At 57.3% G+C, this 21,928-nt stretch carries 15 protein-coding genes; all 15 read right to left on the reverse strand.

Annotation, left to right across the window (positions count from 1 at the left end; all coding sequences use genetic code 11):
- Positions 1-165: 165 nt before the first annotated feature.
- The 15 genes from HMPREF2927_RS05945 to HMPREF2927_RS06015 all read right to left on the reverse strand — a co-directional run bounded on the left by HMPREF2927_RS05945 (position 166) and on the right by HMPREF2927_RS06015 (position 21,444).
- Positions 166-414 carry a hypothetical protein gene (locus HMPREF2927_RS05945; protein ID WP_070686411.1) on the reverse strand — a complete coding sequence of 83 codons (249 nt, stop codon included), beginning with the start codon at positions 412-414 and terminating at the stop codon, positions 166-168.
- A 531-nt stretch (positions 415-945) separates the two neighbouring features.
- Positions 946-4,374, reverse strand: coding sequence for a type I restriction endonuclease subunit R (locus tag HMPREF2927_RS05950; RefSeq protein ID WP_070686413.1), 3,429 nt, complete (start codon positions 4,372-4,374; stop codon positions 946-948).
- Between the two features lie 146 nt (positions 4,375-4,520).
- Positions 4,521-5,750: a restriction endonuclease subunit S gene (locus HMPREF2927_RS05955; protein ID WP_070686659.1), complete on the reverse strand. Its 1,230-nt coding sequence runs from the start codon at positions 5,748-5,750 to the stop codon at positions 4,521-4,523.
- Positions 5,751-5,764: 14 nt separating this feature from the next.
- Positions 5,765-7,414, reverse strand: coding sequence for a type I restriction-modification system subunit M (locus HMPREF2927_RS05960; RefSeq protein ID WP_070686415.1), 1,650 nt, complete (start codon positions 7,412-7,414; stop codon positions 5,765-5,767).
- A gap of 292 nt (positions 7,415-7,706) precedes the next feature.
- Positions 7,707-10,184 (reverse strand): RelA/SpoT family protein, encoded by a 2,478-nt coding sequence (locus HMPREF2927_RS05965; protein ID WP_070686417.1) that lies wholly within the window; start codon positions 10,182-10,184, stop codon positions 7,707-7,709.
- Between the two features lie 281 nt (positions 10,185-10,465).
- Positions 10,466-11,653 (reverse strand): protein translocase subunit SecF, encoded by a 1,188-nt coding sequence (secF, locus tag HMPREF2927_RS05970; RefSeq protein ID WP_070686419.1) that lies wholly within the window; start codon positions 11,651-11,653, stop codon positions 10,466-10,468.
- Between the two features lie 2 nt (positions 11,654-11,655).
- The gene (gene secD, locus HMPREF2927_RS05975) at positions 11,656-13,347 is read right to left on the reverse strand and encodes a protein translocase subunit SecD (RefSeq protein ID WP_070686421.1); all 1,692 of its coding nucleotides are present in this window, start codon (positions 13,345-13,347) and stop codon (positions 11,656-11,658) included.
- Between the two features lie 99 nt (positions 13,348-13,446).
- A complete protein-coding gene (yajC, locus tag HMPREF2927_RS05980) occupies positions 13,447-13,806 on the reverse strand; it encodes a preprotein translocase subunit YajC (protein ID WP_070686423.1) in 360 nt (119 codons plus the stop codon).
- 361 nt (positions 13,807-14,167) lie between these two features.
- Complete coding sequence (gene ruvB / locus HMPREF2927_RS05985; RefSeq protein ID WP_172855776.1) at positions 14,168-15,154, reverse strand: Holliday junction branch migration DNA helicase RuvB; 987 nt, start codon at positions 15,152-15,154, stop codon at positions 14,168-14,170.
- A 171-nt stretch (positions 15,155-15,325) separates the two neighbouring features.
- Positions 15,326-15,946 (reverse strand): Holliday junction branch migration protein RuvA, encoded by a 621-nt coding sequence (ruvA, locus tag HMPREF2927_RS05990; protein ID WP_070686425.1) that lies wholly within the window; start codon positions 15,944-15,946, stop codon positions 15,326-15,328.
- A gap of 232 nt (positions 15,947-16,178) precedes the next feature.
- Positions 16,179-16,835, reverse strand: coding sequence for a crossover junction endodeoxyribonuclease RuvC (gene ruvC, locus HMPREF2927_RS05995; protein WP_070686661.1), 657 nt, complete (start codon positions 16,833-16,835; stop codon positions 16,179-16,181).
- Positions 16,836-17,133: 298 nt separating this feature from the next.
- Positions 17,134-17,892 carry a YebC/PmpR family DNA-binding transcriptional regulator gene (locus tag HMPREF2927_RS06000; RefSeq protein ID WP_005508777.1) on the reverse strand — a complete coding sequence of 253 codons (759 nt, stop codon included), beginning with the start codon at positions 17,890-17,892 and terminating at the stop codon, positions 17,134-17,136.
- Between the two features lie 132 nt (positions 17,893-18,024).
- Positions 18,025-18,792: a type 1 glutamine amidotransferase gene (locus HMPREF2927_RS06005; protein WP_070686427.1), complete on the reverse strand. Its 768-nt coding sequence runs from the start codon at positions 18,790-18,792 to the stop codon at positions 18,025-18,027.
- On the reverse strand, positions 18,792-20,075 hold the full coding sequence (locus tag HMPREF2927_RS06010; protein ID WP_070686429.1) for a Mur ligase family protein: 1,284 nt from the start codon (positions 20,073-20,075) through the stop codon (positions 18,792-18,794). Before HMPREF2927_RS06010 ends, HMPREF2927_RS06005 begins: the two co-directional genes overlap by 1 nt.
- Before the next feature lie 187 nt (positions 20,076-20,262).
- A complete protein-coding gene (locus HMPREF2927_RS06015) occupies positions 20,263-21,444 on the reverse strand; it encodes a hypothetical protein (RefSeq protein ID WP_070686431.1) in 1,182 nt (393 codons plus the stop codon).
- Positions 21,445-21,928 lie beyond the last annotated feature (484 nt).

The following is a 21,928-nucleotide window of genomic DNA, read 5'->3' on the forward strand; positions in this document are numbered from 1 at the left end:
CTTTATGCATCAAATATCTCTGCACCCGCGGAGGCGCCACCCCTGCAGAATTTGTACCATGGTTTAGTGTCTTCGACCATGGTTTTTAACTACGACCAAAGACGCTAACCTATGGCACGAATCCGTAACTCATGACCGGATCCCCATCTGTGACAGGTGGGAGGGCTACACGGCGAGCGCATACATATCGCGAAGTGCCTCTTCCGCCTCGTCGAGGGCGTATCCGCTCTGGCAGAGAGCGTCACAGCCGTTACCGTAGCGGAGGCCGGCGAGGAACTCGCGGTCGGCCACCTCCGGCAGGTACACCATGAGGTATTCGCCGTTGTCAGTGAAGAAGTCGTCAATGTTGGCGGCGTCCTGGCCGGAGTAGAAGGCGCGGAAGTCTTCGTCATTGTAGTAACCAACCGTGTACATGAGGGGCTCCTTTGGTCGCTCGGCGGAGTGGGTGAGAACGCGTCGTTGTTCTCTACCACCAAAGGTACGGGGCAGCCCTGACAAGATAAGGGGCTGCACCACCCTGTGCCAGAAAAACACCAAAAAATATTGGGTGACAAGGGGCTTTCTGGAGGCGCACTCCCCCGCCAAACTCCCCCGCCGCGCGGAAGATTAGGTGCGATGGGCCTGCTTCCCGTGCGCCGTTGCCCCGCCTCCCACACACCGGGCGGAAATTCGGTCATGAGTTACGGACTTCGACCATGGGTTAGTGACTCTGGGCTGGGGTTTTAACCCCCACCAAAGTCACTAACTCATGACCGAAAATCGGCGCTGTGCAGAGGGGCTAATCAGTAGCGTAGAGCCGGGTTGATGCTGTCCACCCCTTCCCCCGCTTAACGGCGAGAAGCCACATGTGTTTCGAGAAGCCACCAAAGAAGTGGCTTTTCGAAACACATGTGGCTTCTGGGCGAATTACCGCTGGTTACCGCGGACTACCACTGATACAGTAGGTTAGCGGCCGCCGAGGAACGGCATGAATCGGCCAATGTGCTTCTCCAGTTTATTCTGTACGCGCTGGCGTTTAACTGCGGCATCTTCAAGGTCAGGACCTCCCAAGGCGCCTCCAAAGAACGACATCTTACTCTTAATGAGACGACTAACCTTACCGATAATGCTTCGGTTTCCTTCACGCAACGCACGATTGACTACACGCCGAGTTTCTTCGCGCTTTAGCTCTTCCTCCTGAACGATGAAATCTTCTTCACTAACTCGACGTTCAGTTACGTAGATACGGAACCGCTCATGTACGTCTTCCGACCCTTCTGCGTCTACAGTCGGTTCAGTAAGGTACTTTTCAAAATAGTCTTCAATAATATCGCCGCTATTGCGCAGCTCATTATCACTGCGGACAGCACGATGAACTATCTTGCGAAACTCTTCAATGCGACGTTCAGTGTATTCCTGCGATTCTTTCTGATCCCTAGCATTATCACGCTCAGCACGCGCTTTGGCGACCAGCTCCAAGATAAAGTAGACGTCCATGTTCTGCTGTTTAAGCAATTCCACTTCAAAGGTTATCTGGTCGTACCAAGGATCAGGACCTAGCTCATCCCCTCCATCTGGGTTGGTAAGTTCGCCGTCATAATCACGTGCTTCACGTGCTTCTTCACGAATATCGTTATATTTACCCAGATAGCCTTGCATATCGTAGTCACTAATTAGCTGAGCACTTCCATCCCGAATAAATTCATCAAAGACTTCCAACTCATTCTGTAGGGTAAGTACCTGGTTAATGAGTTCAACGTAGCGTACTTTTTGTTCCGGAGTATCCGCAATAATATTTCCTCCAGTGTCTACAGGGAATTCTTCACGGAGCTCATCTACGACCTTACAGTACTCAATATGGGCTTCCTTATATGGGCGGGTAAGCACAATATTCCACGGAGTTTCCAAGCCACTTCCAGTATTCGCGCCAGCAGTATAGTCACCGTAGAGGGCAAAAGCATCATTCGTAGCTTCTTCCAAATCACGGAAACATACAATGTTTCCGGAAGGCTTAAGAGAGTTCAGAATTCTGTTCGTACGGCTAAAAGCCTGGACCAAACCATGACTCTTGAGATTCTTATCGACCCATAGAGTATTGACGGTCTTAGAATCAAAACCGGTCAGGAACATATTTACTACAATGAGCATGTCTAATTCGCGTGTCTTCATACGGCGAGAGACGTCTTTATAGTAATTGTCAAAGGACTTACCCTCAGCGCTGAAATTCGTGCTGAACATAGTGTTGTAGTCTTCGAGAAAGCCTGCCATACGGTTCTGTTCTGCGCTACCCGCGGTGGGAAATTCATAGTTTTCTTCCTCGCCGAAGGTGTCGAACAACTGCGAACCGTTGCCCTGCGTGTAGATGATGGCAACCTTCAACTTTTTGGCAGGGTCGAGTACACCGTCTGCGATACGTTCTTCTTGCAGGGTGTTGATGGTGTCGTAGTAGGTGCAGGCAGCATCGATTGAGGAGGTTGCCAGGATTGAGTTAAAACCGCGAACTGTTACAGTATAGTGTTCCCTGGATTTTGCACCAGTAACAGGATCAGTGATATCTCTAATCCGTTTAAGGTCATAATTACGACCTGCACGCTGATTAGTTTTCCGGTCATAGTTATCCAGAATGTAGGTTGCAATAGCCTCAATTCGTTGAGGGTTTTCAAGAGCTTCTTTAGATTGGAGGTACTTCTCGATATCCTTTGGATTTGGTTGCTCACTGCCCTCCATAATGCACTCTAATTGGTATGCGCTTTTCTCTTCATCGCTGTAGGTTGCATTTGTGATGGTGTACTCCATATGGAAAGGCAGTACATTTTTATCGTTGATAGCGTCCACAACGGTGTATGAATGTAGCCGGTCTCCGAAGATTTCTACGGTAGTGGTACCGGGGCCTCCTGCGGAATTTTCGTCGAAGATGGGGGTACCGGTGAAGCCGAACATGCTGTATTTAGTAAAACGCTTACGAATAGACCGGTGCATTGCGCCGAACTGAGAGCGGTGGCATTCGTCGAAGATGATAACTACACGCTGACGGTAGACAGGGTGCTTGGGTTCAGCAGAGATTAGGTTAGACAGCTTGTGGATGGTGGTGACGACAATGCCGGTTCCGCTGTCGGCGAGGCGTTCGCCGAGTTCACGGGTACTACCGGTGGAGCTAACGGAGTCTGCCTGAAAGTTATTGTATTCGAGCATAGTCTGGTAATCGAGGTCCTTGCGGTCCACGACAAAGATGACCTTTTCGACGAGCCCGGTTTCTGCCAGGCGGCGTGCAGTTTTGAAGCTCGTGAGGGTCTTACCGCTGCCGGTAGTATGCCAGATGTAGCCGCCGGCTTCCTTGGTACCGAGGCGCTTGGGGTCATTGTTGGCGATTTCGACACGGTTGATGATTCGCTCGGTTGCCGCAATCTGGTAGGGACGCATAACGAGCAGGTCTTCATCTACAGTGAGAATGCAGTATCGAGTGAGGATATTTGCAATAGTTCGCTTATTCAGGAAGGTACGGGCGAAAAGCATCAAATCACCAATACGGTTATTTTTTGAATCCGCCCAATAACTAGTGAACTCAAAACTCTTGCCCGCGGAGCCGCCGGAGGCTACCTTGCGGCTGGCTTTCCGCTGATCTTCGATGTGCTTGTGACGTACGGTGTTGGAATAGTACTTAGTGTCTACACCATTGCTAATAATAAAGATTTGGGCGTATTCGAAAAGACGGTAGGTATCTTGTTGAAAACCCTCTCCCTGGTAGCGTTCAATCTGTTGAAAGGCGCGGCGAATGGAGATGCTACGCCTTTTGAGCTCGATATGTACAAGGGGTAGACCGTTGATGAGGATGGTTACATCGTAACGGTTCAGGGTTTTGCCTTGGTCATCGGGTACACGGTACTGGTTGATGACCTGCATGCGGTTGCGTGCAGGGTTAACGGCATCGATGAGTATTATATTGCGTGGGGTACCGTCGTCGAGATAGAAGTTGATACGACGTTCCTCCTGAATGAGCTTAGCCTTCTCCAGGATGCCATCGTTATAGCGAGCAATATGCCGGTTAAGCAAGCGGTCAAATTCTTCGTCACTGAAGTGGAATCCGCTATTGGGGCCGTAAGCACCTTCTTCGGGGCGGGTGTTGAGGCGTTCGAGCTGTTCGCGCAGGTTGCGGATGAGTGCGGCTTCGTCGGTGAGTCGCGGTAAATATTCATATCCCTGGGCCCTAAGAACCCTAATAAGTTCGCGTTCAAGTTGAGATTCAGTTTGAGCTGAACTATGGAGGGTCTGTGCAGTCTTCCATTCATCATAACCAGGAGCCTTTTCACGGTCACCGATAACAGTATAGGTGTCGCTAGTGAGGACCCGGTCACGGCTACCTTCAGAGAGATAGGGGTAGTTGGGTACAGTTTCCACGGGGTACTCCTTTGTGTAGGGGTGGAATATGGACGGTTGGGCTCGGGGTTGGTGAGTGCGATTGAAGTGCGGAGCCCGCGCAGGGGTGGCGGGGTGCCGCCCCTGCACGGGGTGTGCGCGTGATGCGCAGTTTGATGCGCGGGTGGCTACTGGTTGTCGCCCTTGCGGGGGAAGGTAAGTAGCTGGTCACGGTAGTACTCGTACTGACTACGACGTGCGGCGAGCTCTGCGGGTAGACCCTCGGAGAGGCTCGTGGTTAGAGAGTCGAAGCGGTCGAGAATATCGACAATGCGCTGCTGCTCTTCCAGAGGCGGAACCGGAAACTCGATTTTCGCAAGGTTCTTAGGCGCAACATCAATAACCTTCGTACCGAAAGCATGACGCCTTTTATCCTTATTGAACCGGCCGGTTGCCATGTAATAAGAAATAAACTTTGCGCTCTGCTCGGGAGCCTTAATAACCGTTGCGTGACCGCCAGTAACGATGTCAGATTCTCCAACCCAAGCTACAGCCTTGCAAACATCTTCAAGGTTTTCACTCGTATTAGCCACAATGACATCACCGGGGTTAACTACAGCAAGCTTTTTCGCTTTGTCTTCCGGAACGTGCGCAATAACTTCTGCGGTTGCAGTACCAAATTTGGTGTAAATCTGACCGTAGTGAATTGCTCCTACACCGGATTCGGAAAAATCGGTTTTCGGCATACCTGAACCACGCACAAGCCGCGCAAAAGAGCCCAAAGGAACGCGGGGGCAGTCGAGGGCTTCGAAGAGCGAATCACGGTAGTACTCGTATTGCAGAGTACGCGCTTCCAGCTCCGCTTCCAGCTCCGCTTCCAGGTTCGTGAATTTGTCGAGAATTTCAACAAGCGCTTCCTGAATCTCCAGCGGCGGAACAGGAAACTCAAACTTCTTGAAACGCTTCATATCCACGCTGGCAAAGCTGGACTGCGTAGTATTCGAAAGGCACCAACGATCCAGAACAAACGAATAGTAGTAGAGGAATTTAGGCAACAGAAGGCTCTTGAACTCTTCCTTAGGGGTCAGAACAGTGAACCTCTGATTGCACAGAAAATCTACGTTGATTAGCGCATGCTCACCAATCGTTGCAGAAGTTGCCACGATGATTGAACCAGCGGGGAACATGCCACCCTTTTTCAAAGCGCTTTCATGAACGGACTGCATGGCTTCTGATAGGACTCCACCATTTTCACGGATGTCTTCCATGCGGAACCAGGGAACAGTTCCGTTCTCCCAATAGCTGCTGTTGGACTTAGACGGAGTATAGCCGTTACGGGTAGTGAATAGCTCCTCAATGGGGTAGAAATCCACCCCGTCCGGGCAGAGCTCAGCCACCAGGCGGTCAATATAATTCATCACGTCCGCCACGACTACTCGCCGCCTTCCAGGCGCGCCACAATAGCGTCAATCTCCACGCGCAACTGAGCCTGACGAGCCACAATACCCTCAATACGGGAATTCAGCTCGACAATATCCACGCGCTCACGGGTATCCTCCGGCTCAACCCAGCTCGACACCGCCAGGTTCGCCTCCTGCTCCAGCAGCTTCTCCACCGGAACCAGCGCTGAGAAGTGCTCACGCTCCTCACGAGCCGCCAGCACCTCCAGAATCTTCTCACGGTGCGCCTTACCCAGAATGTTCTGGTTCGTGCCCTTATCGAAGAGGTGCGAAGCATCCACGAACAGTACCGAATGGTCCTTACGGGCACTCTTCTTCAGAACCAGAATGCAAGTCGCAATACTCGTGCCGTAGAACAGGTTAGGGGGCAACTGAATTACAGCGTCCACCCTGTCCTCTTTCAGTAAATATTCACGAATCTTGCGCTCGGCATTGCCACGGTACAGCACACCTGGAAATTCGACAATCGCAGCCGTACCCGTTTCTTCAAGAGAAGCCAACATGTGCATCGTAAACGCCAGGTCAGCCTTCGACCTAGGTGCCAGAACTGTTGCCGGGGCATAACGTTCATCGTGAATTAGGGTCGGATCAGAATCGCCCTTCCACTTCGTGGAATAGGGCGGATTAGACACGATAGCATCGTAGAGGCCATAGGCCTTATCCCCAGCATTCTCCCTCGCTTCGAGGTTCCTGCGATGCTTCGGATTTATCAAGGTATCACCATGCGCAATGTTGAAACCGTTCAAATCAAGACCATGAAGAATCATATTCATGCGACACAGGTTATAGGTCGTCAGGTTAATCTCCTGTCCTACAAAAAGTGGCATCTCAACCTCGTCACCACGTTCTCGCAGGATGCGGGCAAACTTTAGCAACAGCGAACCTGAACCACACGCCGGGTCATACACGGTACTAATATCTTGGGGATTACGCCCGTCCATAGCAATCTCTGCCAGGAGCTCTGAGACTTCCTGTGGAGTGTAGTACTCACCTCCGCTCTTACCCGCATTCGCCGCGTACATACCCATAAGGAACTCGTATGCATCCCCGAAAGCGTCATTTGAACTCTCCGAATAATCAGAGCTAAGGTCCATCTTTGCCACAGCGTCCATAAGTTTTTTTAGAGTCTCATGACGAGCAGTAGCAGTCGCTCCCAATTTATTAGAGTCTAATACAAAATCATCAAAAAGACCTTTTAGGTTATTCTCAGAATAAATCTCCTCAGCTGAAGACTCGATTGATTTGAAAACCTTATGAAGGGTCTCATTGAGGTTATCATCACGCTGTGCAGCAGCATGTACTGAGGAAAAGAGCTCTGAGGGTAAGAGGAAAAAACCGAGATTCTTAATGACATCACGCTTACCCTCAGCGTCAATAAAACTATCGGAAAGCGCTGCATAATTGCCGCCGGACGAAGCATCGCTGAGATGCTTCACCAGACGCTCAGAGAGGTAACGGTAGAAAAGCATACCGAGCACGTACTGCTTAAAGTCCCAGCCGTCTACCGAACCGCGCAGGTCATTCGCAATACGCCAAATCGTAGAGTGCAGCTGCGCACGCTCCGTATTGCGGTTACGGTGTTCGTCAGTGGTAGCGGAAGAATCCGTAGACTGCGTCGTCATAGGGGCGGTCAACCTCTCATCAGTAATCGTTTCTACAGTCGAAGAAACGTCAAAAGTTCGGAACCAGTGCGGCCCCGGTCGTACACATGCGCCAGCGCCGGTCTAGATGCTGTACTCCGTGGGAGCGTTCGTAGCTTCAACAAGCCGTTTCGTACCCGGCGGCGCGAACTCTTTCAGTATACGGGTTCCTCAGACCCCGCACTCGCCGGTTCGTCATTATGGAACCCAACCCGTTTAACGGCGAGAAGCCACATGTGTTCAACACATGTGGCTTCTGGCCGTAGAAAAGTATTTATGCCTCCGAAGGTTTCGCGCCGGTCAGGCGGTACGCCTTGTACACGCCCGTCACGTTACGGACCACGTTCAGCACATGCTCCAGCATGAAGCGGTCACCCAGCTCCAGGGCGAAGCGGTCCACCACGGTACGATCCTCCGAAGTGTGTACGCGCGCATCCAGAATGTTCACGCCCGACTCAGAAATAGCACGAATCAGGTCGCTCAGCAGGCCCTTACGGTCCAGCGCCTCCACCTGAATCTGCACACGGTACGTAGCGGTCGGCGAAGACGCCCATTCAACCGTCGTCACGCGCGGCTCCTCGTCAGCGTTACGCATGTTCGGGCAGTCGCGGCGGTGCACCGAAATGCCGTTATAGCGGGTCACAATGCCGATAATGTCATCCGGCGGGACCGGGGTGCAGCAACGCGCAATCTTCGTCAGCACACCCTCAGCGCCCGGCACAATCACGCCGTTATCACCAATCGCCTTGCGGGTGGACTTCAGCAGCGTCTCGTCAAAGTCGCTGACCTCAACCTCGGGTGCCGGCTCGTCGCCGCGGTGCACCTCAACGAGGGTGTCAATGACCTGCTTCGGCGCAATCTCGTGCTCACCAATCGCACGGTACAGCGACGCCACATCGTTCTTATGCAGCAGCTGAGCCACCTGAGTCATAATCTCCGGGCTCATCATCTTCTGCAGCGGCAGCTCACTGTTACGCATGCTCTTAGTGAGCATCTCGCGGCCGGCGAGCAACGCCTCCAGGCGGCGTTCCTTCGCGAAGTACTGGCGAATCTTCGTGCGAGCGCGTGAGGAGCGAACGAACTTCAGCCAGTCCTCGCTGGGTCCGGCGTCTTCGTTCTTCGTGGTCATAATCTCCACGGTCGCGCCGGTGGGCAGGACCGTGTGCAGCGGCACGAGGCGGCCGTTGACCTTCGCGCCGACGGTGCGGTCGCCGACTTCACTGTGGATGGCGTAGGCGAAGTCCACGGGGGTGGAGCCGTTGGGCAGGGCGATTGCCTCGCCGTTGGGGGTGAGGACCACGATTTCGTCGGTGTCGAGGGTGTCAGCGAGCGACTCGTAGAACTTCTCCGACTCCGGGTTGGAGTTCGAAATCTCGGCAATGGACTGCAGGATGCCGACGTTCATCATTGCCGAGGTCTGAGTGCCCGGCTCCTTCGGGTCCTTCGCGGGCGCGCCGCCACGAGCTACGACCTTCTCGCCGCGCGATGCCGCCTTGTAGCGCCAGTGCGCCGCCACACCGTACTCAGCTTCTTCGTGCATCTTGTAGGTGCGGATCTGAATCTCAAGCGGCAGGTTACCCGGACCGTACACGGTCAGGTGTAGCGACTGGTAGTTGTTGTTCTTCGGGTTCTTAATGTAGTCCTTGAAACGGCCAGTCATCGACGGCCACAGGGACAGCACGTGGCCGAGCACCGTGTAGCACTCCGCCTCTTCCTCAACCATGATGCGCACGGCGAGGATGTCATTAATCTCGTCGAAGCTGCGGCCCTTCGTCTTCATCTTCTGATGAATCGAGTAGTAGTGCTTCGGGCGGCCCGTCACGGTCGCGTCGATGCCCACCTCTTTCAGGCGGTCCGTAATCTTGGTGCGTGCCTCGTTCAGGAATTTTTCGAGGGCGGGGGTGCGTTCGCCGACCATGCGCACCATTTCGGCGTAAATTTCCGGGCTCATGGCGGCGAAGGACAGGTCCTCCAGCTCCCACTTGATCGTGTTCAAGCCCAGGCGGTGCGCGAGCGGCGCGTAAATCTTCAGGGTCTCTTCCGCCTTCTTCGCGGCGGAAGCCTGCGGCACAAAACGCCAGGTGCGGGCGTTGTGCAGGCGGTCGGCAAGCTTGATGAGCAGCACGCGGATGTCCTTGCTCATGGACAGCACGAGCTTGCGGATCGTCTCAATAGAGGCGTTCTCGCCGTAGGTCATCTTGTCCAGCTTGGTCACGCCGTCGACCAGGTAGGCGACCTCCTCACCGAACTCTTCGGTGAGCTGCTCCATCGTGTAGTCGGTGTCTTCCACCGTGTCATGCAGCAGGCCGGCGGCGAGCACGGGGCCGGTCGCGCCCATCTCCGCAAGAATCGCGGTCACAGCCACCGGGTGGGTGATGTACGGGTCGCCACTCTTACGCTTCTGACCCTCGTGGCAGCGGTTCGCCACTTCGTAGGCGCGCTGCAGCACCTGGATGTCTTCGTCCGGGTGGTAGCGGCGCACGGCACGTACGACCGGCGCGATCATCGGGGAGAAACGGATGGTGCCGCCGTTCGAGTCGGAGGCTTCCATCTTGCTGCTGCGGCTACCGAAGACGAGGCGGTTCGGCACACGTCCGCCAGCAGCCATGACGCGGTGCGAGCCGCGTTTCTTCTTTGCGTCAGACGAATCAGTTTCAGGCAGAGGAATCGGGCCAGCGGGCCGAACCGCGGGCTTCTCGGCGGTCCCTGCAGGGTTCTCAGCGTTGGTGTTCACGGCAGGTTCTGCACTCATTCCAGGCTCCTTCGGGCTCAAGATAATCAGCCGCACACTCAGGTTCCTCATCGTTGAGGGCTATACCGGCCAAACCAGCCATCAGCAGGCTCAAACGCGAGCGCACAGTATCTTCACTTCTTATCCTACCCAGCGGTCTGGAACGCGCCAAACTATGCGACGTTTTAACACACCAGAGCGCGTTGTTTAGGAAATAATTGAGCACGCTAAAGGGGAGCCGACACCTTTCGGTATCGACTCCCCTATCGTTAGTAACGCCAGTAGCGCTGGCGGAACGTTGGCTAACCGTTCAGGTTCACGCGGTGAATCTCAATGGTTGCACGTGCCGGCTTCTTAGCGGGCTTCTCGGTTGCCTTCTCATCCTCGGTCGCCTTGTCAGCAGATTCCTCAGACTTGCTGGACTTTGCAACCTTCTCAGCCTCGGCGGGCTCCTCCGAAGAGTCACCCTCAGCATCGTCAGCATCCTCAGCGTCCTTGAAGCTGCCGCTCTCCACCTTCGCGGTGTGCTCACGAATCTGGGGCTCACCCAAACGCAGCGAAGCATACAGCGGCGCAGACACGAACAGCGTACCGAACATGCCCACCAGAATACCCACGAACAGCGACAGGGACAGGTCCTGCAAAGTACCCGCACCCAGGATGAACGCACCAATGAACAGGATCGCGCCCACCGGCAGCACACCCACAATAGCGGTGTTAATCGAACGGACCAGAGTCTGGTTCACCGCCAGGTTAATCTGCTCGGCAAAGGTCGTGTCACGGCGTTCCAGCACATCCTCGGTGTTCTCACGGATCTTATCGAACACCACCACCGAGTCGTATAGCGAGTAGCTCAGAATCGTCAAGAAACCAATAATCGCACTCGGAGTAATCTCGAAGCCGAACGCGGCGTACAGGCCAACCGTCACCACCACGGTGAAGAACAGACCTGCAATCGACGCCAGCGACATCTTCCAGGTACGGAAGTAAAACGCCATACCAATCAGCGCAAGCACCACAAACGCGACCAGACCCCAGAACGCCTGACGGGTCACATCCGCACCCCAGGTCGGGCCCACAAACGAAGAGGTCACGTCATTCTCAGAGACGCCGTAACCCTCCTGCAGAGCCGCCTTCACCTGCAGAGTCTCATCATCGCTGAGCTTGCTCATCTGGGCACGAATCGTACCCGGCGCAATATTGGTCACGCGAACATCCGAAGCGTCCTTCGCCTTCTCGTGAATAATGCGCTCACCCGTAGCAGTATCAACGTGCGCGGTCTTCGAGACCACGAACTCCGAACCGCCACGGAAATCAATACCCAGGTTGAAGCCGCCACCAACAGCCGGAATCAGAACCGAAACCGCCATCAGCACAGTAGCCAGCAGCAGCCACAGGCGGCGCTTACCTACGAAGGGGTACGAGCGGGCACCCGAATGCAGGTCATTACCGAAGCGGGCAAAAGCATTAGGTTTCACATCGGTAGCCATGCTTAGCTCTCCTTCTTCTCATCAGAAGCAGACTCGTCAGCCTCAGCGGCAGCACGCTCTGCACGGCGACGCTCAGCAATGCTCAGCTGCTTCTCCTCCGGGCTGCGGAGGCGACCGGCACCACGGTACAGCGGCGTAGCACCCAGCGACTCAGGCGACAAGCCCGAGTGGCGGTGACCCTCACCAAAGTAGCGGGTATTCGCCAGCAGAGTCAGCATCGGGTGGGTGAACAGGTACACGACCACAAGGTCAGCAATCGCAGTCAAACCAAGGGTGAACGCGAAGCCCTTCACCGAACCAACCGACACCACGTACAGCACCACAGCAGCCAGCAGATTCACAGCCTTCGACGCCAAAATAGTGCGGGATGCACGCTGCCAACCGTGGTTCACCGCCGACGGGATCGTGCGGCCCGCACGGATCTCATCACGGATACGCTCAAAGTAGACGATGAACGAGTCAGCCGTAGCACCAATCGCCACAATCAGACCCGCCACACCAGCCAGGGACAGGCGGTAGTTCAACGCCCAACCCAGCAGCGCAATCGCCTCATACGAGATGATGCCCGCAACAATCAGCGACGCAATCGTCACAAAGCCCAGCAGACGGTACTGGAACAGCGAGTACACAAACACCAGCAGCAGACCAATCAGGCCGGTCAGCAGACCCACACGCAGCTGCTCCGAACCCAGAGTCGCAGAAATCTGCTGCTCCGACTGGATCGTGAAGCTAATCGGCAGGGCACCGTACTTGAGCTGATCAGCGAGAGCCTTCGCCTCCTGCTCGGTGAAGTTACCGGTAATCTGCGGCTTACCGTCAGAAATCACTGCCTGCGACACCGGCGAAGACAGCACCTTGCCGTCCAGCAGAATCGCGAAGCGGGCACGCGGATCATTTGCGTTCTGTGCACGAATCGCGTTCAGGCGAGAAGTAATGTTCTGGAACTTCTCACGAGCCTCATCGTTGAACTGAATGTTCACAGCCCAACGGCCCGTAGTCACGCCCTGACCGGTCGTCTCCTGCGAGTGGCTTGCGGTAGAAATATCGCTACCGCTCAGCTCCACAGGACCCAGAATGTACTTCTCCTGACCGTCAGTGGAGCACGCCACCATCGGCTTAGTCGGGTCCGTACTATCGGCGTCCTCATTACGTGCCGCGGTGCAGTCCTTCGCCTCATACTGCTTGTACAGGTCCGCAGTAATCCAGTTACGGTCCGAACCATCAGTCGGCTCCGCAGAGGGCTTGGGCAGCTTATCGTCCGCAGTGCGGGCATCCTCAGCCACCGCAGTACCGGCGCCAGACAGCAGCACCGGGCGGAACGTCATATTTGCAGACGCCTGAATCAGCTGACGAGTCTCAGCGCTAATCGTTCCGGGAACCGAAACAACCACGTTATTACCCGAGCCGAAGGAGGTCGTAACCTCCGCCTCCGAAACGCCGGCACCATCAACGCGCTGACGAATAATCTCAACCGCCTGGTTCAACTGCTCCTGGGAGACGTTCTCATCCGAAGAGCCATTGACCTTCGGAGAAAGAATCATCTGAGTACCACCCGAAAGGTCCAGGGCGAGCTTCGGTGCCCAAGAACCTCCCGCGTAGGTGGTGCCGAAAATACCGGCAGCCATAACAGCCATGAGCAGGACCATCGAGAGGAGCGCCCCTCGCGCGGCTGCAAGCGGTGAACGCTTAGCCATAATGTTCCTTCTTCGTGTGAATAGTATTGAGTGTTCTACAGATTCCGTAACGCGAAAACCCGACGCCGCTCACTGGGCGCCGGGCTCATACGCTCTGAATTACTTAGCAGTATCAGAAGAGGTATCGGAAGCGGGAGCTTCGGATGCGGTAGCCTCGTACACGTCCTCGGTCAGGGGCGCTGCGGGGGCTTCCTCCTCGACGACGGCCATAATCGCGTTCAGTGCCAGGGTGATAACAACACCGTCCGCAATCTGAAGCTGCAGCTTGTTGTTCTCAAGGTCAGTGCTGACAACGGTACCGTAGATGCCGGAACCAGTCATCACCTGGGCGCCGGGGACGAGAGACTGCTGCATTGCGCGCAGTTCCTCCATCTGCTTACGCTGACGCTTCTGGGCAGAGAACATCATCCATGCCAGCAGCGCCATCATGGCGATCATAATCAGGAGGTTAAAATCCATGGTCTCACTTTCACATCCGCACCCGTGCCGCTCACCGCGAGGGTTGAGCGTACCAGAAGGTGTGGAATCGTAGATACAGTACGTATCCATCCTACGCGAGAGCATGAGCTTTAGCGCCCCGAACCAGCGTTTTTGTGAGGTTAACCTGAGTTTTGGACTCTCTCGGCGTAATTTTATGTCGCCAACAGAGCCGGGCAGAGCTCGATGGAGCCTGCAGAACCGGTAGAAGAGTGCCGCCCCTGCAGAAGAGTTGCCGCGCCTGCAGAAGAGATACTGCCCCTGCAGAAACCGGGGTACAGAGAAGCCCGCAGGAGGCGGATACCTCCCACGGGCTACTACAGTGTTATCAGCTAATGCGCATCTAGAGCTGAATCTCCGGGGCTTCCAAGCCGAGGTGCTCCCACGCCGCGGGCAGAGCCACACGACCGCGCGGGGTACGACCAATCAGGCCTTCACGCACCAGGTACGGTTCGGCAACCGTCTCCACGGTCTCCGTCTCTTCACCCACCGCAATGGCGAGGGTGGACAGACCCACCGGGCCGCCGCCGAACTTGTGAATCAGCGCCTCCAGCACGGCGCGGTCCAGACGATCCAGGCCGCGCGAATCCACCTCGTACATGTCCAACGCGGTTGCGGCATCGGTCGCGTTAATGCGGTCCACGCCGTTCACCAGCGCCCAGTCACGCACACGGCGCAGCAGGCGGTTCGCAATACGCGGCGTGCCGCGGGAACGACCGGCAATCTCGGTGAAACCCTCGGAGGTAATCTGCATATCCATCAGACCCGCACTACGGCGAAGCACCAGCTCCAACTCCTCCACCGAGTAGAACTCCAGGTGACCGGTAAAGCCGAAACGGTCGCGCAGAGGGCCGGGTAGCAGACCCGCACGGGTCGTCGCACCCACCAGGGTGAACTGCGGTAGCTCCAGCGGAATGGAAGTCGCACCCGCACCTTTACCGACCACAATGTCCACACGGAAATCTTCCATCGCCATGTAGAGCATTTCCTCAGCTGGGCGGCTCATACGGTGAATCTCATCCAGGAACAACACCTCACCGGGGGTCAGCGAAGACAGAATGGCCGCCAAATCACCCGAATGCTGAATCGCCGGGCCGGAGGTGATGCGCAGCGGCGCCTCCATCTCTGCCGCAATAATCATTGCGAGCGTGGTCTTACCTAGACCGGGAGGGCCCGACAGCAGCACATGGTCGGCGCTACGGCCACGCATCTTCGAAGCCTCCAGCACCAGGGACAGCTGCTGACGCACACGGCGCTGACCCACAAAGTCATCCAGGGACTTAGGGCGCAGTGCCGCCTCAATCATCTTCTCTTCAGGCTCTTCTTCCATCGCCACCAGGCGCTGGGCGGGAGCTGAAGACGCCTGAGTGCCGGGCACCTGACCGGGAAAATACCCGCCGGAAACCAGGGACGCCGCGGGCTGCGGCTCATAGGGATTCTGGCTCATAGAATTCTTCTTTCACAAAAGTTTGAGTGGGATACATCGAACAGGGCGCGCCGTTTAGTGGCGGCCCACCGTGTTCTGAGTACCCAAGGAGGCGAGCACACCGCGCAGAGCCACACCCACCGGCTCAGTCTCTGCGGCAGGGTTGTGCTGCACGTAAGCGTCAATAGCGGCGGAAGCGTCCTTCTCGCTCCAGCCCAGGGAGGTGAGAGCGTCAAGCACCTGCGGCTTCCAGATAATGCCCTGGCTCAGCGGCAGCTCATCGGTCTGGCCATCGCTGAGAATCAGCTTGCCGGCAAGCTCCAGCACAATACGGCGGGCCCCCTTCGGACCAATACCGGGAACCTTCGTGAACGCCTTATCGTCACCGGTCGCCACGGCGCGCTCCACCTCAGCGGCAGTGTGAACACTCAACACCGCCAGGGCAATACGCGGACCAATACCGGAAACCGAAAGCATCATATCGAACACTTCACGCTCGGCAGGCTCCGAAAAACCGTACAGGGTCATCGACTCTTCACGCACAATCATGGTGGTCAGCACGGTAGCTTCCTCACCGGTGCGCAGCTTGGAGAGAGTACGCGCGGTAGCGTACACAAGCATGCCGAAACCGTTCACGTTAATCACCGCATGATCAAGGCCCACCTGAACCACACGACCGGTCAGGGATGCAATCATTTCTCTCCACCTTTCAACACCGCGCCCAGGAATGAGGCTCGCGGCAGTGTGAGGGCACCGGGAACTCCGGCACCCACAGAACGCACTCCCCCAATTCAACGGGGAGACACTACAAGTATATTAGAATATTTCTTCTGAAATCAAGCATATATTCGAACTTCTTAGCGAATACATGCGAGCCAGCAGGAGAGGGCGCCAGAGCCCGCGAAGGCACCTTCTAGCGGCGGCGCCTCTAGCGGCGGGCGCGCGCCTCCGCCTCCATCCAGGCACGCTGCGCCGGAGTCAACGACCCACCACGAGGCGACTGCGCCGGGTGTGAACCCTGGTGAGTCTGCGTCTGGGCTGCCATATTGATACCCGAACCGATGCCGCCGCCACGCCAGCCGTGACAGATCGCAATCGCCAGGGCATCGGCAGCATCGGCGGGCTTCGGCATAGAATCCAAACCCAGAATGCGGGTCACCATGCGGCCCACGGATGCCTTATCGGCGCGGCCACTACCGGTCACCGCCGCCTTCACCTCCGAAGGGGTATGGAAGAACACCGGCACGCCGCGCATCGCCGCAGCAGAAATCACCGCGCCCGAAGCGTGCGCCGTACCAATCACCGTGTTCACCTGCTCCTGAGCGAAGATACGCTCAATTGCCAGGGCATCCGGCTTATAGGTGTCGAGCCAGTGGGAGGCGGCATTGAAAATCCAGAGAATACGCTGGTCCAGGGACTCCGCCGGGATCGTACCGGCAACACCCACGTTCACGAAGTGCGCCTTACGGTCGGCGGTCATATCGAGCATGGAGAAGCCGCAGCGGGTCAGGCCCGGGTCAACACCCATGATGCGGGTTGCGCCCGGCACACGCTCCACGGCGGCGGCGGTACGGTTCTCGCGCATGCTATCGCGTGCGGCAGTTTGAGCGGCGGCCATCATCTCCCCTTTCGACAAGCTCCCTCTAGAATCTCTAGATTCTAGCCCTTCAGAATCCTAGCACCCGGCACCGGGGCGTGCTACGAGAACGGCCATCACAAGCGCGGTCACCGCGTGAACAGTCACCGCGCGCCCCGCGAAAAGTACCCAGCGCATCCCCAAAATAGCCCCAGACGCTAAGAAGCCACTCCCCCAACCAGCCACCCTACGGCGGCTCGGTTAAAGGAGCGGCTTCTTCAAGCATCAGATATCAGAATCCGAGTGATTACTCAGCTTCCAGCTCTGCCATGACCTCAGCAGAAACGTTAGCGTTCGAGTAGACGTTCTGAACGTCGTCGAGCTCTTCAATAGCGTCTGCCAGCTTCATGAACTTCTTAGCACCCTCAGCGTCCAGGTCAACCTGCATGGTCGGGCGGAAGACCGGGTCGTCGTTGTTGTACTCCAGGCCAGCCTCGTCCAGTGCCTTACGGATCTCAGGCAGGTCGGTCGGTGCGGAAACAACGGTGAACACGTCGCCCTCGTCCAGAACCTCTTCGGCACCTGCATCCAGAACAGCCATCAGAACGTCGTCCTCGGTCAGACCGTCAGTCTTGGTGACCTCAGCAACGCCCTTACGCTCGAACAGGAACGCAACCGAACCCTGGTCAGCCATGGTGCCGCCGTTACGGGTCACAGCCAGGCGAACCTCAGACGCTGCACGGTTACGGTTATCGGTCAGACACTCAATGTACAGAGCGGTACCCTGCGGGCCGCGTGCTTCGTACATGATTTCGGTGTAGTCAATGGTCTCACCGGTCAGGCCAGCGCCACGCTTGATTGCGCGGTCAATGTTGTCGTTAGGAACGGAGTTCTTCTTCGCCTTCGACACAGCCAGGTCAAGAGCGGGGTTACCAGCAATATCAGCGCCGCCCATACGTGCTGCAACTTCAATTGCCTTAATGAACTTCGCGAAAGCCTTCGCGCGCTTGGCGTCGATAGCAGCCTTCTTGTGCTTAGTAGTCGCCCATTTAGAGTGACCGGACATTCGTATCTCCCTTAGTCAAAACCTCCGTGCGGGCACGGCGAAACGTCCCACGCACCGTACTGTACTCACATAACTATACCGTAGCGGAGGCGCACACCACTTCAGAAAGTGCACGCCACCGCCAGGAATAGGCTAGCGGGGGCGAGACGCAGCCGAAGCGCGCGCCTTCTCCACCAGCGAGTCGTCAATCGTGTTCGGCGTGAACTCGCCAAACTTACGCTGAGCCGCCTGCTCAATCAGGTAATCCGAAATCTTCGGGTTCTTCGGCAGAAGCGAACCGTGCAGGTAGGTGCCAATCACATTGTGCACGCGCGCACCCTCATGCGCATCGGTCACGTTGTTACCCTCACCCTTGGTGACGGTAGCCAGCGGGGTGCAGCCGGAACCCAGGTAAGTCAGGCCCGAGTGGTTCTCAAAACCAATCACGGTGCCGAACTCCTCAGACTCCTCAACAATGTTGCCGATCAGGCGGTCATCGCCGCCGACCGTGCGCGCATCAAAAATGCCGATACCCTTCAGCACCTCACCCTCACGGGTGCGGAATTCCTTGCCGAACAGCTGGTACAGGCCACAAATGACGAGCATCGGCACACCAGCCTCAGCCAGCGAGCGCAGCGTGTCACCGTTCGCGTGCAGGTCATCCTGAATCACGGACTGACCCGAGTCCTGACCGCCGCCACCCAGAATGATGTCAACATCTTCCGGGAAAGGCTGACCGGGGTTGTGGTCCAGAATCTGCACGTCAAAGCCGTGCGCCTGCGCGCGACGAGCCAACGCCAGGGTATTGCCCCAGTCGCCGTAAATGTTCATGTCGAGCGGGTACAGCTGCAGAATACGCAGAGTCTTACCGTTATTGGGGCCGGAGGCGGGGGTGCCCTCAAAAGTGTGAGTTGCCGTCATTAGGAAACCCTCTCAACGTCAGTGATCTTTGCGAGCTCTTCACGCAGAGCCAGCATTGCGGTGTAGGTGCAGAAAATACGCATGGGCGCGTTACCGCTGGAGGCGATGAAGCCCTTGAGCGCATCGACGAGGTTCTCGTTGACCTCGTCAACCTTCACGCCGTCATGCTCCAGGCGCAGCGCCATATCCCAGGCGCGCACACCCGAAACCATCTGCACGCCGGTCTTCTTCAAGCTGTCGAAGTCAACATCCCACAGCCAGGACACGTCACGACCGTCAGCGTACTGGTCGTTAATCGTGATCATGGTGGCGTAGTCGTCAGCGTTCGCGCTCGCCAGGGACAGGCGGAAACCGCTCGGGTTCTTCACGAGCAGCAGCTGCAGCGGGCGGCCGTTCACGTTCAGGGTCTCACCGCGACCGAAGGCGGGGGTAATCTTCGCCAGCTCCGCGATGAGCTTATCTTCGTTGAGCTTTTCGCCCATGACGGCGCGGGTCAGCGCCATAGCGCCAGCCGCGTTGAAGATGTTGTAGATGCCGTAGAGGTTGATTTCGCCGACTCGCTCTACGCCCGCCAGGTCGAAGGTTGCGGAGGTGCCGGAGAAAGCGGTCAGGGTGACGTCTGCGTCGGGCAGGGTTGCCTTCGCGACGGTGCCGCCGCGCATCTCATCGTCCGAGGGGAAGTACGAACGCAGGGACTCATCCAGGCCGTAGTACTTGACGGTCACGCCAGGCTGCACGTTCTCAGCGAGGGAGCGGATGCGCGGGTCCTCACGGTTGAGCACCACGGTGCCGGTCGTTGCGGAGGCGACGGTCGCCAGCATGCGGCGGGTCGTGTCAATCTCACCGAAGCGGTCCAGCTGGTCACGCAGAACGTTCAGCAGCAGAGCGTAATCGGGCTTGACTGCCTTCACGAAGTGCACGGCGTGCGCCTCGTCCAGCTCAAGCACAGCAATATCAGCATCAAGCTTGCCGCCGAGGGTCATCTCGCCCAGCAGTGCCGCAGCGACACCGCGCACAAAGTTCGAACCGGTGCGGTTAGTGAAAACCTTCAGACCCTGAGCTTCAAGCAGCTGCACAGCCATCTTCGTGGTGGTGGTCTTACCGTTCGTGCCGGAGACAACAACCACGCCGTAGGGCAGCTTCGCGAGCTCTTCAGCGACGAAGTCGGGGTGCAATTTTTCCATGACAAGGCCGGGGAAGGCGGAGCCGCCGCCGCGAAGCTTAGTCGCGGCGCGTACGCCCTGGCCGAGAAGACGAATGAGGGGTTTGGACATGCTTACCATTTTAGTACACGCACGCCAGCGGCTGAATGGCCCGCCGGGCTCGTTCGCTCATGCCGGACGGGGCGGGGTTACTGGGGTTTTGGTGCGGGGTTTGGTTCGGGCGGGGTGGGGTTTGGTGCGGGGCTCCGGCTAGGGCGAAGCGCCGGGGGTATTAGAACAGCGAGCCCGCTTAGAAGAGCAAGCCCGCTTAGAACAGAGAACCCTGCACCCTCACCCGCGTGAACTCCTGCGCCGGCTCCACCAGCACATTCCGCCACGCGGCAGTATTCACCAGGAACGCCGCGTCAGCATCGCCGGTGTGGGCGCTCAAAAACTGACCCGCCGCGCCCGTGCAGAAGAAGCCAGCCGCCCCGCTCTCAGTACCGGAACCACCCAGACCAGATTCACAGGGCGCCAGCGGTTCGGGCGATTGCGCGCGCAGAGCCGCATACGGGCGGTTCATGGCAAGCGACGGAATCCACGGCTCATCCAGGGCGGTGAGCGGCACCTCCGGGTCGGTACGTGCTAGTTCGGCGAGCGCTTCGCGGGCGCGGGCAACCGCCTCCTGATGGGCAACACGAAGCTGCGCACCGGGCAGCGGGTTCGTCCAGGCGCGGTACTTGCTCGCCACCTGCTTGACCTGCGGAATCTTCGCGAGGGCGGTCACGGCGTCCTCGGCGCGGCGAATGGCAAGGCCGTCAGGTGCAAGCGCAATGTAGGTGGCGGTGGCGACCGCCTGCTCATCCAGGCGGCGCGGGGTCGAATGCAGGGAGCTCGTGCCGACCTTGTGCGTGCCGTCCGGGAAAGTCGCGATGTAGAGGCGATGCTCCAGCATGGCGTAGGCGCGCATGGATTCGGTGAGCGTTCCGGGGTACAGGTGCGCGCTGTGCAGGGCGGTGAATTCGTCGCGGGCGGTGCAGCGCGGGCACTGCTGGCCACGCTGGATGCGGGTGCCCTCGGGGCAGGGTACGCGGCGGATTCCCGCAGATTCGGGGGCGGCGTTATTGCTCGTGCCGGTGGTGTATCCGGCGCAGTAGCGGTAGAGTTCCCCCTCGCTATCGCGCGGAATACGCAACCCCAGGTAGGCGCCGGGGGTCAACGGAATCTGGATGCGAACCCCGCTTGGAACGCCACGCTGCGCGGGGCTGCTTTCCTGATTAGGGGCACTCTCCCCCGTCATATGGGGCGCCCCCGCCGCTTGAGATGCCCGGTTATGAGCTCCTTCAGGGACCCCGCCGGGCACGACCGGTTCCACCTCAATGAGCGGGCGGCGGTTGGACCAGCGGATCTGCCTCCAGATGAGTAGTTGCGGCGCGCCTGCAGAATCACCGGCGGCGGGCACAGCGCTAAACTCGTCGAAAGCAGTCTCAAGCAGGTTGGGGTAGTCCATAGCATTCCACTCTAGCGGGTCTGGCGGGTTCTTTCTCCTGGGTTCTTTCTCGAGGGGTGCGGGTGCATCCGGGTATCACGTCTTCGGCGGCGCATCCTGGCGCAACGTCCCTGAGGGGCAAAAGCAGTGCCCTCAAAAAGCAAAAAAGAGGCCAGCGTCCTTCACGCTAATCCGCACCCCCGCAGTGTTGCCGTGCGTTCACGCACGACGGGGTGGATTCTCAGCTGAGGCGCTGACCTCTGTGGTTGAGGCAGGGCGTTCACCCTGCCAAGCCCGAAAGCGATCGGTGACCGCTATTTTTCGGTGAGCTATGCGGTGTTCATGGAAGCCGGAAGCTTCCCCGCAGCGTCGCTGCATTTAAAACTTTGCCATACATAGCAGACGTAACATCATTCAAATGAGCGTTAAACACCTAATCTACGCATTTATGAAGCAAATTTTTTCTGCACTGGTTTGCAAATTAAAGCAATTAGTGCAGATTCGC

The sequence above is a fragment of the Rothia sp. HMSC061E04 genome (assembly GCF_001813685.1).
Classification (GTDB): domain Bacteria; phylum Actinomycetota; class Actinomycetes; order Actinomycetales; family Micrococcaceae; genus Rothia; species Rothia mucilaginosa.